We start from the raw sequence: 15,161 nt of genomic DNA, 5'->3' as shown, positions 1-15,161 counted from the left end.
CGCGTCTGCGGAGAGGTGTCACTTTCTTTGCTCGTGCACCGCGCTGCAGGAGCAGCGTGGAACGGCGTAGCCGGCCCGTAGGGTGGCGCACATGGATGTGCGCCATCAAGAAAGTAACCAAAGAAACGCTCCGCCGGCCGCGAGCCGCCGTGCTGCGCACGCCGGTGCCCTGTGCTCCTCGGTCCGTCGAGGGACGGTGCGGGAACTCGCTTCGCTCAGACACCCGCACCTCTTCGCCCTCGCCGGACCTGCGGTGCTCGGCTCGCTCAAGGCGGACTGGAAGATCAAGATCAACGGCAACAGCATCCATGCATGGCGTGGATCTTCCGGGTGTAGCTGTTGCTCTTGATGTTGGGTCCGCCTTGAGCGAGCCGAGCATCGCAGGGGAATCAGGGGCGCAGAGGCGCCGGTGTCTGAGCGAAGCGAGTTCGGCGCCGTCCCCTGATTCGCCGAGAAGCGCAGGGTGCCGGCGCGGAGCGACGGCTCGCGGCCTGGCGGCGTGTTTCTTTGGTTACTTTCTTGATGGCGCACATCCATGTGCGCCACCCTACGGGCCGGCTACGCCGTTCCACGCTGCTCCTGCAGCGCGGTGCACGAGCAAAGAAAGTGACAAGCACGATCACCGCGGATACAAAAACGGCACCTTCGCAGGTGCCGTTTCCATGAACCGCTCTACACGGAACCTCAGAACTTCGCGTCGAACTCCGCCGCGTAGCCGGTGTTCACCAGCACCTTCTGCAGCGATTCGGCCACCTTCAGGTTACCGGCCACGATCTGGTGGTTGTCCGGGCCGCGGTTGTCCATCCGGCCCAGGGTTGCGCCCTTGAAGTCGCAGACCTTGCCACCGGCCTCGCGGACCAGCAGCAGGCCAGCGGCGATGTCCCATGCCTTCACACCGGCTTCGAAGTAGGCATCAGCGCGGCCACAGGCCACGTAGGCCAGGTCCAGCGCGGCTGAACCGGTGCGGCGGATGTCCTCGGCCTGGACCAGCAGGGTGTCGACCGACTTCAGCTGGGCGCTGGCGCGGGCGCGCTCACGCGGGGCGAAGCCGGTGTGGATCATGGTGCCTTCCAGGTCCTTGCGGTCGGCAACGCGGATGCGGCGGTCGTTCAGCACGGCACCAGCGCCACGGCTGGCGGTGAACAGTTCATTGCGCAGCGGGTCGAAGATGACCGCATCGGTCGGCTCGCCGTTCTCGACCAGGGCGATCGACACGCAGTAGTGCGGCACGCCGCGCAGGTAATTGCTGGTGCCATCGAGCGGGTCGATGACCCACATCTGGCGACGCTCGCCCTGCACGCCACCTTCTTCGCCGAAGATGCCGTATTCGGGATAGGCGCGCTTGAGTTCCTTGACGATGACCTTTTCCGCGTCCGCGTCCACTTCGCTGGCGTAGTCCATCCGGCCCTTCTGCACCACGTTCAGCGCCTCGAGCTTGTTGATGTTGCGCAACAGGACGTTGCCGGCGAGGCGGGCGGCCTTGACCATGACGGTTACGGCGGGTTTCTGCATGGCGTGGGCTCCCGGAAAGGCAGAAGAGAAGGGCTGGCGGGGGAAAAGAGCGGGTCCGGCGCAGTGGCCGGCCGCACAGTTTACCATTGGTCTTCGTCCAGCTCGACATTTTCCCTGTTCATGTCCCAGTTTCCCGTCGCCACCCGCCTCCGATTCGTCCTGGTCGGTACCCAGCACCCCGGCAACATGGGCGCCGCCGCCCGTGCCCTGAAGACCATGGGCCTGGCCCGCCTGGTGCTGGTCGCGCCCGAAAAGCCATTGGACGAGGAGGCCTTCCGCCGCTCGGCCGGTGCCGAAGACGTACTCGGTGACGCCCCGGTGGTGGCCACCCTGGCCGAGGCCGTGGCCGACTGCCGCCTGGTGCTGGGCTGCACTGCCCGCGCGCGCCGCGTCCAGCTGGAGGAGTACCTGCCCGCCGAGGCCGCTGCCCGCGCCGTGACCAAGGCCGGCGAAGGTGCCGAGGTAGCGCTGGTGTTCGGCCGCGAGCGTACCGGGCTGACCAACGAAGAGCTGCAGCTGTGCCACGCGGCGGTGCACATCCCGTCCGATCCGGAGTTCAGCTCGCTCAACCTGGCGGCAGCCGTACAGGTGCTGGCCTATGAAACCCGCATGCAGCTGCTTGGCGCACAGCCGGTGGCTGAGCCGGGGACCGGCGTCCGCGAACAGGTCGCCAGCCATGAGCAGATGGAGAGCTTCTTCGCCCAGCTCGGCGACACCCTGGACGAGATCGATTTCCACAAGGGCCGCGCGCCGGAATCGGCGATGCGCAAGCTGCGCCGCCTGTTCCTGCGTAGCGAGCCGAGCGAGCAGGAAGTACGCCTGCTGCGCGGCATCCTCGCCGATACCCAGCGCATGGCGCGGCTGGCCCAGGCGGGCAACAAGGACAGCTGACGACGTTCTCATTTTTTCGGGTAGTCTGTCCGGATACCCAGGGGGGATGAAGCCTGTGTCAGGTCTTCGAAAGGCAATGCAGGGGGGACTGCTGAGCCTGGCCATGGTCCTGCTGGCCGGGACGGTGCGTGCAGCACCGGACCCGGTGCTGGTGCTGGGCCGGATCAGCGATGATCCCAAGGCCCATTACGAGCAGCTGCAGCCACTGCTGGACTATGTGGTGCCGCGCATGCACGACGTCGGGATCAAGGAGGGGAGGATCCTGATGGCGCGCGACCCCCAGCAGATGGCCAGCTACCTGCGGCGGGGACGGGTCGACTGGGTCACCGAAACATCGGGCACGGCCATGGCGCTGGGCCAGCGCAGTGGCGCTCGTCCGCTGCTGCTGACCGAGCGCAATGGCGTGCGTGAATACCAGACGGTGTTCTTCGTGCGCAGCGACAGCCCGATCCAGCGCGTGCAGGATCTGCGCGGCCATCGGTTGGCCCTGCAGAACACCGCGTCCACCAGTGCCTACCTGGTGCCGGTGATGACCCTGCTGCAGGACGGGCTGTCACCACAGATCCTTGCCGGGGTCTGGGATATGCCGGGCCGGGACAGCGTGGGCTATGTGTTCGTGCGCAGTGAGTTGAACATCGCCACCTACGTGCACAAGGGGATGGCCGATGTGGGAGCGGTGAGCAGCGTGGACTGGAACGACGAACGGCGGGTGCCGGCGGCGTTCCGTCGCGACTTCCGCGAACTGCTGCGCACCGAGCCGTACCCGCGTGCGGTGGAGATGGTGCGCGCCGACCTCGATCCGAGGGTGCGTGACCGCCTGCAGCAGGTACTGCTGGAGGCGGCCAGCGATCCGCGGGCGCAGGGGGCGTTGCATCGGTTTTTTGGCACTTCCGGTTTCCACCGCGTCGATGCGCATGCGCAGCAGCGGCTGGATGAATTGAAACAAGGATTGACGCGCGTGCGGATGGAAGTGGAATGAAGTGGCTCGGCTCGGGAATGCAGGCCCGGTTCCTGCTTGCGATGGGCGGGGCGATGATCGTGGTCGTGGCGATCCTGGCGGTACTGCTGGGGCGGCAGACGGCGATGCAGAGCGAGGTGCGCAACCTCAGTGGCAGTGTCATCCATGAACTGTTCGATCGCGGCGTGCGCAGCCGTGGCGAGGCGATGGCGCGCGAGTTGTCCGATGCGCTGGCCAACCCGCTGTACTACCGCGATCTGGACCAGATCGGTGCGCTGGTGCGCAATACTGCCCGCCAGCAGGTGGTGCGCTACGTGCTGGTGTTCGATGACCATGGCCGGCTGGTGCATGACGGTACGGTCGAGGTTGCCGGTTTCGGGCAGCCCATGGCCGACCCGCTGGCGCCCGGAGCAGTGGCCGCGCGGGCCCTGGTGGTGCAGGAATCGCCGAAGGTGCTCGACAACGCGATGCCGATCATGGTCGGCAACCAGCGCATCGGTGGCGTCCGCGTCGGCATGGCGCTGGACGAGGTGCAGCAGCGCGAGCAGGCTGCCAACGCCACGCTCGGAGAGCGCCTGCAGCAGGTCGGCAGCCGCCACCTGGGCTGGCTGCTGCTGATGCTGGGGCTGCTGGTGGTGATCGGCGTGGTGGTGATCCTCTACGTGCAGCGCACCCTGGTGGCGCCGATCCGTGACCTGGCCGCGGCGGCACGCCGTATCGAAGCCGGGGACTACCAGGCGCCGCTGGCGGAGAACAGCCGCGATGACGAGGTTGGTGAGCTGGTACGCGGCTTCGCCAGCATGCGGGATGCGATCGCCCGCCATGATCGCGAAGTGCGGCGCATGGCCTATACCGATGCGTTGACCGGGCTGACCAACCGGCTGGCGTTCCGCGAGGCGCTGGATCACCGGTTGATGGCTGCGCGCGCTTCCAACCATAGGCTGGGCCTGCTGTTTGCCGACATTGACGACTTCAAGCGGGTCAACGATACCCTTGGCCACGAGGCAGGCGACGAGGCGTTGCTGCAGTTCGCACAGCGCATCGGCCGCGCAGTGACCGAAGCCGGTGGCGATGAGGCGCTGCTGGCGCGGTTCGGTGGCGACGAGTTCGTGATCCTGGTCGGCGACGGTGACGTGGCTGCCAATGCGCGATTGCTGGCCGAAGTGCTGGTGCGCGAGCTGGGCAAGCCGCTGGTGGTGCAGGGCAGGGAATTGTTCCTCGGAACCTCGATCGGCGTGACCCTGTTCCCCGACGACGCGGCCGATGCGACCACGCTGCTGAAGAACGGCGACATCGCCATGTACCAGGCGAAGATGGCCGGCAAGAACTGCTATCGCTACTACAGCCGCGCGATGGACCATGCAGTCGAGCGCCGCGTGCACATGGAGCAGGAGCTGCGCGGTGCCTGGGAGCGCGGCGAGCTGCGCCTGGCCTACCAGCCGATCTTCCGCATGCGCGACCGCCGCATGGTAGGTGTCGAAGTGCTGCTGCGCTGGCAGCACCCGACCCTTGGTACGATCCCGCCGTCGGTGTTCATCGAAGTGGCCGAGCAGAGCGGGTTGATCGAGATCATCGGCCCGAAGGTGCTGCGCGCGGCCTGCATGGAAGCCTCGCAGTGGCCGCGCGGAGCGGGCGGCGATGACCTGTTCGTATCGGTCAATGTATCGCCTCGGCAGCTGCGCGGCGGCGAGTTGCCGGCACTGGTGGCACAGTGCCTGCATGAGTCCGGGCTGCCGGCTTCGCGCCTGCACCTGGAGCTGACCGAGACCGCGGTGATCGGCGATGAGATGGTGGCCGCGCAACTGCTGGACAAGTTGCACCGCACCGGTGTGAAGGTCTGGCTGGATGATTTCGGCACCGGCTTCTCCGGCCTCAGCCATCTGCGCCAGGTGCCGGTGGATGGGGTAAAGATCGACAAGAGTTTCGTCGCCGACATGCAGCGCGACCCCGACGACCTTGCTCTGACCACGGCGATCATCGCCATGGCCCATGCGCTGGGCATCACGGTGGTGGCCGAGGGCATCGAGCAGCAGGCGCAATTCGAACTGCTGGCCCAGCGTGGCTGCGACCTCGGCCAGGGTTACTGGCTGAGCCACCCGGTGACCGCCACCGAAGTGGTACGGATGATCGAGTCGGGCCTGTAGCCGTTGTCTTGGGGTCAGATCCCTTTTCCGCGGGAAAAGGGATCTGACCTCGGCCCCGTGTTATAGCGGGCGCTTGCTAGGGTCGCCGGGCAGTTCGCGCACCAGCTTAGGGATCAGGTAACCGGACAGGTGCGCGGTCAGGCCGGCGATCAACGCCTTGGCCTGGATGTCGTCCACTTCGAAGTGGGCCACGCCATCAACCCGATCCAACTGATGCAGGTAATAGGGCAGCACGCCGGCAGCGAAGCTGCGTTCGCTCAGGTCCTGCAGCGCCTGCACGCTGTCGTTGACCCCGCGCAGCAGCACTGCCTGGTTCAGCAGCTGGGCGCCGATGCCGCGCAGGCGGGCCATCGCCGTATCGACGCTGGCATCGAATTCATTGGCGTGGTTGGCATGGACCACGATCGCCAGCGGCCAGGGCAGCCCGCCCAGCCAGGCCAGCAGCTCCTCGTCCACCCGCTCCGGCAGCACGATCGGCAGCCGCGTGTGAATGCGCAGCCGACGGATGTGCGGGATCTGGCGCAGCGCTTCGGTCAGCTCAGCCAGCTTGTGCGTGGCCAGCGACAGCGGGTCGCCGCCGGACAGGATCACCTCGTCGATGTCCGGGTCGGCCGCGATGGCCGCCACCGCCTCCTGCCAGCCGCCCTTGGCGGCATTCTCCGCGCCATAGTCGAAGTGCCGGCGGAAGCAGTAGCGGCAGTTGATCGCACAGCTGCCGGTGGCCACCAGCAGGGCACGGCCGCGGTACTTCTGGATGACGCCGGTGGCCTTCTTTGCCGCGCCGTCGCCCACCGCGTCGAAGCTGAACCCGGGCGCCGGACGCATTTCCTCGTCGATCGGCAGCACCTGGCGCAGCAATGGGTCGGCCGCATCGCCCTTGCGCATGCGGGCCACGAAGCCCTCCGGCACGCGCAGCGCGAACTGGGCCATGGCTTCGTCCGAGACACCCAACGCGGCCGGGTCCAGCTGCAGCCGGGCCAGCAGGGCGTGCGGGTCGCGCAGCGCCTGGCGCCAGAGCTGCTGCCAGCGTGCGGGCGCGCCTGGCGACGGGGTCCGGGGGAAGGCGGAAAGCTGCATGGACAGGGGGCCTGCGGTTATCATGGACACATAAACAGTTGCCCGCCGGGGTTCCGGTGGGCTTTCCATTCTATCCGGCTCGCCGCACGCGCGGCGGTTTCGCCATTTGAGGAGCTTGAGCATGGCCACTGCGGGCATGAACGATGTCAAGAACGGGATGAAGATCCTGGTCAACAATGAACCGGCCGTCATCTCCGAGACCGAGTTCATCAAGCCGGGCAAGGGCCAGGCCTTCACCCGCGTGCGCTATCGCTTCATCAAGTCGGGCCGCACGGTCGAAATGACCATGAAGGCGACCGATGACGTGGAAGTGGCCGATGTGGTCGATACCAACATGGACTACATGTACAGCGACGGTGAGTACTGGCACTTCATGGACCCGGAAACCTTCGAGCAGGTCCAGGCCGACAAGTCCGGCATGGGCGGCGCTGAGAAGTGGCTGAAGGGCGAAGAGTCCTGCATCGTGACCCTGTTCAACGGCTCGCCGATCTTCGTGCAGCCGCCGAACTTCGTCGAACTGAAGATCACCGAGACCGATCCGGGCGTCCGTGGCGACACCTCCGGTGGCGGCGGCAAGCCGGCCACCCTGGAAACCGGTGCAGTGGTCCGCGTGCCGCTGTTCGTCAACCAGGATGAAATCATCAAGGTCGACACCCGCTCGGGCGAGTACTCCTCGCGCGTCAAGTAATCCGGGTACGCGCTGGCGCATTCGCGCTGGCGCTCCCACGATCCGCGATGCGGATCGTGGGCCCCACTTACCAGCACCCACACCCCGCCGCTTCGCGGCCGCCCCTGACTCAGGGGCTCGTCCTCCAGAAGCTCAGCGGTAGCCGTTCGGCCGGAGATCAGTCGCCCGGCAGACCCAAGGCCGCCAATGGTCCCTCCTCCCACAGCCCAGTGAGCCCGCATGAGCGATAGCCCGCACCTCCCTGAAGCCTGCGACCTGCTCATCGAAGCCGGTTATGTTGTTCCGATCGAGCCGCATGCGGTGGTGCTGGAAGACCATGCCGTGGCCATCCGTGGCAGCGAGATCGTGGCCATCCTGCCGCGTGCCGAAGCCCGTGCGCGTTTCCGCGCCACCCAGGTGGTGAGCCGCCCCGAGGCCGCGCTGATGCCGGGCCTGGTCAACGCGCACACGCACAACCCGATGACCCTGCTGCGCGGCGTCGCCGACGACCTGCCGCTGATGACCTGGCTGCAGCAGCACATCTGGCCGGTGGAAGCGGCGGTGATCGGCCCCGAATTCGTTGCCGACGGCACCACGCTGGCCATTGCCGAGATGCTGCGCGGCGGCACCACCTGCGCCAACGAGAACTACTTCTTTGGCGACGTGCAGGCAGCGATCTACAAGAAGCACGGTTTCCGCGCGTTGGTAGGCGCGGTCATCATCGATTTCCCCACCGCCTGGGCCAGGACCGACGACGAGTACTTCGCCAAGGCCGGTGAACTGCATGACCAGTGGCGCAACGATCCGCTGATCGGCACCGCGTTTGCCCCGCATGCACCGTACACGGTCAACGATGCCAATTTCGAGCGGGTGCGGATGCTGTCCGACCAGCTCGACATGCAGGTGCACCTGCACACCCACGAGACCGCGCAGGAAATCACCGATTCGATCAAGCTGCACGGCCAGCGCCCGCTGGCACGGCTGGATCGGCTCGGCCTGGTCAATGACCGCCTGATCGCGGTGCACATGACCCAGCTCACCGAAGCAGAGATCCACCTGTGCGCCGAGCGTGGCGTCAGCGTGGTGCACTGCCCGGAATCGAACCTGAAACTGGCTTCCGGTTTCTGCCCGGCCTGCGCCCTGCAACGCGCAGGCGTGAACCTGGCCATCGGTACCGATGGCTGCGCCAGCAACAACGACCTGGACATGTTCAGCGAGAACCGCACCGCGGCGATCCTGGCCAAGGCCGTGGCCGACGATGCCACCGCGCTGGACGCGGCGACCACACTGCGCGCGTCCACGCTCGGTGGCGCCCGTGCGCTGGGCTTCGGCGACCGCATCGGTTCGATCGAAGTCGGCAAGCAGGCCGACCTGGTCTGCGTTGATCTGTCCGCGCTGGAAACCCAGCCGCTGCACAACGTGCTGTCGCAGCTGGTGTACGCCACCGGCCGCCAGCAGGTCAGCGACGTCTGGATTGCCGGCAAGCCGAAGCTGGTGCAGCGCGAGCTGGTCGGCATGGACCTGCCGGGCATCATCGCCAACGCGCGCCTGTGGCGCGAGCGCATCCGTCATATCCGCGCCTGAACCCCGGCGCCGCAAGGACTCCCTCATGACTGCCCCCCAAGCATCTTCCAATTTCGATCAGGCCGAGCTGGACAAGTTCGCCGCACTGGCCAACCGCTGGTGGGACGCTGACGGCCCGCAGAAGCCGTTGCATGCGCTGAACCCGGTACGCCTGCAGTACGTGGCCGACCGCGTGCCGCTGCGCGGCGCACGCGTGCTCGACATCGGTTGTGGTGGTGGTCTGTTGAGTGAAGCACTGGCCCAGGCCGGTGCCGAGGTCACCGCCATCGACCTGGCCCCGGAACTGGTAAAGGTCGCGCGGCTGCACGCGCTGGAAAGCGGTGCCACGGTCGATTACCGGGTACAGGCCGCCGAGGACCTGGCCGCCGAGCAGCCGGGCAGCTTCGACGTGGTCACCTGCATGGAAATGCTCGAGCACGTGCCGGACCCGGGCGCGATCATCGAGGCCTGCATGCGCCTGCTGAAGCCGGGCGGTCACCTGTTCCTGTCGACCATCAACCGCACCGCTGCAGCTTTTGCCGTGGCGATCGTTGGTGCCGAGTACGTGGCGCGGCTGCTGCCCAAGGGCACCCATCACTACCAGGAATTCATCAAGCCGGCCGAGCTGGCGCGCTGGTTGCGCGAGGCTGACCTTCAGCTGGCCGACGTCAGCGGCATGGCCTACGAGCCTTGGCGCAACCGCGCGCGGCTGAGCAGCCGTACCGACATCAACTACCTGGCCCACGCGGTCAAGGCTGCATGACCACCGTGCAGTTCCCGCGCGCGGTGCTGTTCGACCTGGACGGCACCCTGCTGGACAGCGCACCGGACTTCGTCGCCACACTTGATGCGATGCTGGCCGAGCGTGGTCGCCCGCCGGTCGATCCGGTGCTGCTGCGGCCGGTAGTGTCCAAGGGCTCGCGCGCGATGGTGTCGGTGGCCTTCCCTGAGCTGGAAGCCATTGAACGCGATGCTCTGATCCCCGAGTTCCTGCAGCGCTACGAAGCGCTGATCGGCCAGCACGCAGTGCTGTTCGACGGCGTGGCCGGCATGCTCGCCGCGCTGGATGAGGCCGGTACGGTGTGGGGCATTGTCACCAACAAACCCGAGTACCTGGCGCGGCTGATCCTGCCGCAGTACGGCTGGCAGCAGCGCTGTGCGGTGCTGGTCGGCGGTGACAGCCTGGCCGAGCGCAAGCCGCACCCGCTGCCGTTGCTGCACGCCGCGCAGGCCATCGGCATCGCCGCCGAAGACTGCGTGTACGTGGGTGACGACGAGCGCGACATCATCGCCGCGCGTGCTGCGGCCATGCCGTCGGTCGCGGCGTTGTGGGGTTACCGCCTGCACAGCGACGATCCGCTGGCCTGGCAGGCCGACGTGCTGGTCGAGAACGCCGAACTTCTGCAACTGGCCAGCCTCTGGCCGACCCGGCCGGCAGCCCCGGCCCAGCCGTAAGGAATCACGTAGTGAGCAGTACCGCGCTGGACAGTTTCCTCGACAAGTGGCGCAGCCGTTGGCCGGAATGGTCGGTGGCCGCCCCGTTCGTGGCCGAACCGCAACGCGATATCGCAGTGGCGTGGTTTGCGCTGCTGCAGGAATTCGACGACATGCTCAACACCAGCGGCGACCCGCTGCCGGCCGACGCCAAGCTGGCGTGGTGGGGCGAGGAGCTGCGCAGCTGGGCCGCGCATCGTTCGCGCCATCCGCTGGGCCGTCTGCTGGAGCCGGTGCGTGCGCCGTGGGCACAACTGGCCGAAGCACTTCCGGATCTGGTTGAAGCGCGTACCGTCGCGCTGGATGCGGCTGGTGCCGAGCGTGCGCTGGCCAACTACGCCGAGGCCGTAGCCGCCGTGGAAGCGGCGCTTTTTGCCGACAAGCCGCGCACCGGCGCAGGCCGTGCGGTGCTGCTGCAGACCCTGGCCCAGCGCCTGCAGGACGCCGGCGTGGCTGGTGTGCCGCGCAGCCTGCTGGACGAGGATTCCAGCACCGCCGCGCAGCGCTGGGCACAGCATCTGTTGAAGGGGTGGGGCAGCCGGGTGCCCGGCCCGCGCCCGCGCCGCGTGTGGTCCAGCCTGGCGCGTGCCCGCGTCGCCGCGCAGGCCGCAGGCAAGCCGGTTGAAGCGACGCCGGTGCGCACCCTGCTGCGCGTGTGGTGGGCCGCGCGCGGCTGACTGCTTAGGTGGGTGCGGACTTTGGTCCGCACGCTGTATGAGATTGTGCCGACCAAGGTCGGCACCCACCAAAGTGCATTGCGCGCGTTACTTGCGTTCCAGCACCAGCAGCGGGTCGATACGGGTATCGAACCAGTTCATGCCCCAGTGCAGGTGCGGGCCGGTGGCGCGGCCGGTGGCGCCGACGGCGGCGATCACCTGGCCCTGTTCCACACGGTCACCGACCTTCACGTCGATGCGTGACAGGTGCAGGAAGTTGGAGCTGACCCCGAAACCGTGGTCGAGCAGCAGCGTGCCGCCGGTCAGGTACAGGTCCGGGCCGGCGAAGGTGACGATGCCGGCAGCCGGTGCTTTCACCGGAGTGCCGGTCGGCACCGCGATGTCCATGCCGGAATGCCCGGCACCGGGTTGGCCGTTGTATACGCGCGCATTGCCGAAGCGGCCGCTGATGCGGCCCTGCACCGGCCAGATGAAGGTCTGGGTGAAGTCAGTGCGGTCGTCATCACGGGCGCGTGCAGCCGTCACCTGCGCCTGCTCGCGCTTGATCCGCTCGGCGATGGCCGGTGGTGGATTGACCGTCTTCGGCGGCACGCCGTTGACACGTTCGGTGGGCCAGTCGCGCGGTGTCACCGTGATGGTTGCGGTCTCGCTGCCACCATCGGGGCGTTGCACCTGCACGCGCAGTGGACCCTTCTCGTCACGGCCGATGCCGAACACCACGCTGCCATAGCCGCTCACCCGCAACTGGCGGCCGGCGTATTGCACGCGGCTGCCGGCGGGTACCTTGCCGATCACCAGCGCGCCCTGCGACGCGCTGGCCGGGAACACCACGCGGCTGTCGATCAGGCTGCCGATGCCATCCTGTGCCTGCGCCGAAGGTGCGGAAAACAAGGGCGCCGCCAGCAGCGCCCCGATCAGGAGAACGGAGCGCATCAGCGGTCGTAGGTCATGCGCTGGCCGGCGGGTTCGCCCACCAGCTTGCTGCCATCCCACACCAGCTGGCCGTTGACCCAGGTGGAGGCGATGCGCGAACGGAAGGTGGTGCCTTCAAACGGCGACCAGCCGCACTTGGACAGCACGTCCTCGCGCTTGACGGTGAACGGCACGTCTTCGACCAGGACCAGATCGGCGAAGTAGCCTTCGCGCAGGAAGCCGCGCTCTTCCACGTCGAACAGCTGCGCCGGGGCGTGGGCGAACTTCTGCACCACCTGCTCGCGGGTCAGCTTGCCTTCGTGCACGCGTTCCAGTGCGGCCACCAGCGCGTACTGCACCAGCGGCAGGCCCGACGGCGCCTGCGCGTAGGGCTTCTGCTTCTCTTCCCAGGTGTGCGGCGCGTGGTCGGTGGCCAGCACGTCCAGCACGTCATCGGCCAGCGCGGCAGTGATCGCCTCGCGGTCGGACACTTCCTTGATCGCCGGGTTGCACTTGATCAGGTTGCCCTTGGTCGCATAGTCCGGACGCGCGAAGTGCAGGAAGTGCACGCAGGTCTCGGCGGTGATCTGCTTGCGGCTGCCGTCGGCGCGGATCAGCGGACCTTTCTCGAACAGCGCCAGCTCGTCGGCGGTGGAGATGTGCAGCACATGCAGGCGGGTGTCGTGCTTGCGTGCCAGCGACATCGCCAGGCGGGTCGACTTGATGCAGGCCTCGCGCGAGCGGATGTCCGGGTGCATGTCCGGGGTCAGCGCGTCGCCGTATTTCTCCTGGAACGCCTTCAGGTTGGCATCGATCATCGGCGTGTCTTCGCAGTGCGTGATGATCGGGGTCGGGCATTCGCGGAAGATCGCGTCCAGCGTTTCCGGGTTGTCCACCAGCATGTTGCCGGTGGAGGCGCCCATGAACACCTTCACGCCCGGTGCCTTCTTCGGGTCCAGTGCGCGGATCGCCTCCAGGTTGTCATTGCTGGCGCCATGGTAGAAGCCGTAGTTGGCCCAGGCGCGGCCGCGCGCGAGCTCGTACTTGGCTTCCAGGATGGTCGAATCCAGCGTCGGCGGATTGGTATTGGGCATGTCCATGAAGCTGGTCAGGCCACCGGCGACGGCCGCCGCCGATTCGCTCGCGATGTCGCCCTTGTGGGTCAGGCCCGGCTCGCGGAAGTGCACCTGATCGTCGATCATGCCGGGCAGCAGCCAGCGCCCGGCCGCGTCCACCACCTGCTCGCCGTCGCGCGGCGCCAGCCCGGAACCGATCTGCGCGATGCGGCCGTTCTCGATGCGCAGGTCGCCGTCGAAGGTGCGGCCTTCGTTGACCATGCGGGCGTTGGTGATGAGCGTGGAGGACATGTCAGTGTTTTCCTGTGCAACGGCAAGAGGGGGCGTTGGGAGATTCGGGCACTGGATCGAAGCCGCCTGGGTGGAACGGATGGCAGCGGCCCAGCCGTCGCGCCGCCAGCCAGCTGCCGCGCAGCGGGCCATGGCGCGAGATCGCTTCCATCGCGTATTCAGAGCAACTGGGTACGAAACGGCAGCGCGGCCCAAGCAGGGGGCTGATGAAGCGCTTGTAGAAGCGCAGCAGGGCGATGAGCAGGCGCGAGATCACCCAGTCATCTTATGCCAGTTGGCATGAAGGCCGCATTTGTGCAGGATGGGCCGTTGGTCGCATGTCGCCAATGGCCTGCGACCGCTCGCGGCACCCTCCAGGTGCCGGACAGGTTCCGTACCGCGCAGGGCGGTCCGTGTTGGTCGGACCGCACCTTGGGCCCGTTGTCTCCTGGACTGAATGGAGTGGGCCACCGAGGTTGCTGCTGCGGGTCGGGTAGGCTATAAAGGCCCGCTTTCCCGGGCCCCGGGGAATCCAAGGAAGAGCGTTTCGTGGCTGCTAAAAAAACTGCAAAGAAGGCCGTAACGGCCGCCAAGAAAACCGCCAAGCCTGTTGTGAAGAAGTTGGCGGCAAAGCCCGTTGCCAAGAAACCGGCCAGCAAGCCGGTGACCAAGGCAGCGTCCTCGCAACCGGCGGCCAGGAAGGCCACCGCAAAGAAAGCGCCGGTGAAGGCAACCAAGCCGGTGGCGAAGAAGGCCGCTGCGCCTGCCAAGGCCAAGCCTGCCGCTGCCGGCAGGAAGGCGCCGGTGGTGAAGAAAGCCGTCAGCAAGGCTGCACCGGTGAAGAAGGCCGCCGCCAAGCCGGTGGCGAAGAAGGCAGCAGCCAAGCCAGCGCCGAAGGCGGTGGTGAAGAAGGCTGCGGCCAAGCCGGTCGCCAAGCCTGTAGCGAAGAAAGTCGCTGCGGCCAAGCCTGCTGCTGTAAAGAAAGTTGCCAAGAATGTCGCCGCGCCGGCCGTAAAGCCGACCCCGGCCCCCGTTGTGAAGTCCGCACCGAAGCCAGCTGCGAAGCCGGCTCCGGCCAAGTCTGTCCCGGCCAAGACCGCGGCAGTGGCAGCAGCCCAACCGGCTCCCAAGCCGGCCCCGGCCGCCGCTCCTGCAGCATCGACCGCCCCGCAATCCAAGAATCCCGTGCCCGTTTCGAAATCGCCTGCCAAAACCGCCGTGAAATCCGATTCCGCCCCGAAGACCGTGCCGCGTCCTGTCGGCAAGGTCGCCGTGGCCGTCGCCGCCCGCTCGGCCGCGCCGGCCCCGCGCAGCAAGTACAAGGTGGTCGAATACAAGACCGATGAGGCCACTGGCCGCCCGATCCTGCCGGCTGGCTACAAGCCGTCCTCGGAAGAGGAATACATGAGCCCGCTGCAGCAGGAATACTTCCGCCAGCGCCTGCAGAACTGGCGTGCGGACCTGGTGGAAGAGTCCAAGCAGACCATCGAGAACCTGCGCGAGGAAGTGCGTGACATCGGCGACGAAGCCGAGCGTGCGACCCGCGAGACCGAGAACTCGCTGGAACTGCGTACCCGTGACCGCTACCGCAAGCTGATCGGCAAGATCGACAGCACCCTGAAGCGCCTGGAAGCGGGCGACTACGGTTACTGCGTGGACACCGGTGAAGAAATCGGCCTGGAGCGCCTGGAAGCGCGCCTCACCGCCGAGCGCACCATCGACGCCCAGGAGCGTTGGGAGCACCTGCAGAAGCAGCAGGGCGACTGATTCCCGGTCGTTGTATGGTCATGCGAAAAACCCGGCCTCGGCCGGGTTTTTTGTTGGGTGGTGGTTGGCTGGGTAGAACGGCGCCTTCCGGGTATCGGGGGGGGGGGGCTGCGGGTGGGTCCGGGCAGGAAACGCTGCCAGTACATCCCTGTA

Annotated in this window: 14 protein-coding genes; 9 read left to right on the top strand and 5 right to left on the bottom strand. The window is 67.1% G+C overall.

Translation table 11 applies throughout. From position 1 onward, the window contains the following. Positions 1–684: 684 nt before the first annotated feature. A complete protein-coding gene (locus DI041_RS16635) occupies positions 685–1,512 on the bottom strand; it encodes an inositol monophosphatase family protein (protein WP_136639849.1) in 828 nt (275 codons plus the stop codon). A 120-nt stretch (positions 1,513–1,632) separates the two neighbouring features. Between DI041_RS16635 and DI041_RS16630 the strand changes: the two genes are divergently transcribed. From DI041_RS16630 to DI041_RS16620, 3 genes are all read left to right on the top strand, one after another. Next, positions 1,633–2,403 (top strand): RNA methyltransferase, encoded by a 771-nt coding sequence (locus tag DI041_RS16630; RefSeq protein WP_136639850.1) that lies wholly within the window; start codon positions 1,633–1,635, stop codon positions 2,401–2,403. A gap of 76 nt (positions 2,404–2,479) precedes the next feature. Beyond that, positions 2,480–3,382, top strand: a complete 903-nt coding sequence (locus DI041_RS16625; RefSeq protein ID WP_426355553.1) for a phosphate/phosphite/phosphonate ABC transporter substrate-binding protein — start codon at positions 2,480–2,482, stop codon at positions 3,380–3,382. Further along, entirely contained in the window at positions 3,379–5,505 is a 2,127-nt protein-coding gene (locus DI041_RS16620) for a putative bifunctional diguanylate cyclase/phosphodiesterase (protein ID WP_046988143.1), read from the top strand. Before DI041_RS16625 ends, DI041_RS16620 begins: the two co-directional genes overlap by 4 nt. A 60-nt stretch (positions 5,506–5,565) precedes the next feature. Here DI041_RS16620 and epmB read toward each other — a convergent pair whose 3' ends face one another. After that, entirely contained in the window at positions 5,566–6,606 is a 1,041-nt protein-coding gene (gene epmB, locus DI041_RS16615) for an EF-P beta-lysylation protein EpmB (protein WP_211195226.1), read from the bottom strand. A 97-nt stretch (positions 6,607–6,703) separates the two neighbouring features. Here epmB and efp point away from each other — a divergent pair, with 97 nt between their 5' ends. The 5 genes from efp to DI041_RS16590 all read left to right on the top strand — a co-directional run bounded on the left by efp (position 6,704) and on the right by DI041_RS16590 (position 10,983). Continuing rightward, positions 6,704–7,270 carry an elongation factor P gene (gene efp, locus DI041_RS16610; protein ID WP_046988145.1) on the top strand — a complete coding sequence of 189 codons (567 nt, stop codon included), beginning with the start codon at positions 6,704–6,706 and terminating at the stop codon, positions 7,268–7,270. Positions 7,271–7,489: 219 nt separating this feature from the next. Further along, positions 7,490–8,833 carry a TRZ/ATZ family hydrolase gene (locus tag DI041_RS16605; RefSeq protein WP_136639852.1) on the top strand — a complete coding sequence of 448 codons (1,344 nt, stop codon included), beginning with the start codon at positions 7,490–7,492 and terminating at the stop codon, positions 8,831–8,833. Positions 8,834–8,858: 25 nt separating this feature from the next. Then, positions 8,859–9,575, top strand: coding sequence for a bifunctional 2-polyprenyl-6-hydroxyphenol methylase/3-demethylubiquinol 3-O-methyltransferase UbiG (ubiG, locus tag DI041_RS16600; protein WP_046988147.1), 717 nt, complete (start codon positions 8,859–8,861; stop codon positions 9,573–9,575). Then, the gene (locus tag DI041_RS16595) at positions 9,572–10,267 is read left to right on the top strand and encodes a phosphoglycolate phosphatase (protein ID WP_046988148.1); all 696 of its coding nucleotides are present in this window, start codon (positions 9,572–9,574) and stop codon (positions 10,265–10,267) included. Before ubiG ends, DI041_RS16595 begins: the two co-directional genes overlap by 4 nt. A gap of 11 nt (positions 10,268–10,278) precedes the next feature. Beyond that, positions 10,279–10,983 (top strand): squalene/phytoene synthase family protein, encoded by a 705-nt coding sequence (locus tag DI041_RS16590; RefSeq protein ID WP_136639853.1) that lies wholly within the window; start codon positions 10,279–10,281, stop codon positions 10,981–10,983. 87 nt (positions 10,984–11,070) lie between these two features. On the opposite strand, the gene DI041_RS16585 is transcribed toward DI041_RS16590, so the two are convergent. Genes DI041_RS16585 through yidD form a run of 3 tightly spaced genes read right to left on the bottom strand, consistent with a single transcriptional unit; the run spans position 11,071 to position 13,518 of the window. Further along, positions 11,071–11,916, bottom strand: coding sequence for a M23 family metallopeptidase (locus DI041_RS16585; RefSeq protein WP_046988150.1), 846 nt, complete (start codon positions 11,914–11,916; stop codon positions 11,071–11,073). Beyond that, positions 11,916–13,262, bottom strand: coding sequence for a dihydroorotase (locus tag DI041_RS16580; RefSeq protein ID WP_136639855.1), 1,347 nt, complete (start codon positions 13,260–13,262; stop codon positions 11,916–11,918). The genes DI041_RS16585 and DI041_RS16580 overlap by 1 nt, the downstream gene beginning before the upstream one ends. Before the next feature lies 1 nt (position 13,263). Continuing rightward, entirely contained in the window at positions 13,264–13,518 is a 255-nt protein-coding gene (gene yidD / locus DI041_RS16575) for a membrane protein insertion efficiency factor YidD (protein WP_005414016.1), read from the bottom strand. Between the two features lie 272 nt (positions 13,519–13,790). Here yidD and dksA point away from each other — a divergent pair, with 272 nt between their 5' ends. Further along, the gene (dksA, locus tag DI041_RS16570; protein WP_136639856.1) at positions 13,791–15,008 is read left to right on the top strand and encodes an RNA polymerase-binding protein DksA; all 1,218 of its coding nucleotides are present in this window, start codon (positions 13,791–13,793) and stop codon (positions 15,006–15,008) included. The last annotated feature ends 153 nt before the right edge of the window (positions 15,009–15,161 follow it).

It is taken from the genome of Stenotrophomonas maltophilia, from assembly GCF_004920835.1.
Classification (GTDB): Bacteria; Pseudomonadota; Gammaproteobacteria; order Xanthomonadales; family Xanthomonadaceae; genus Stenotrophomonas; species Stenotrophomonas maltophilia_AQ.
Note: the sequence above shows the minus strand (reverse complement) of the source record. Positions and strands in the feature narration are given on the sequence as shown.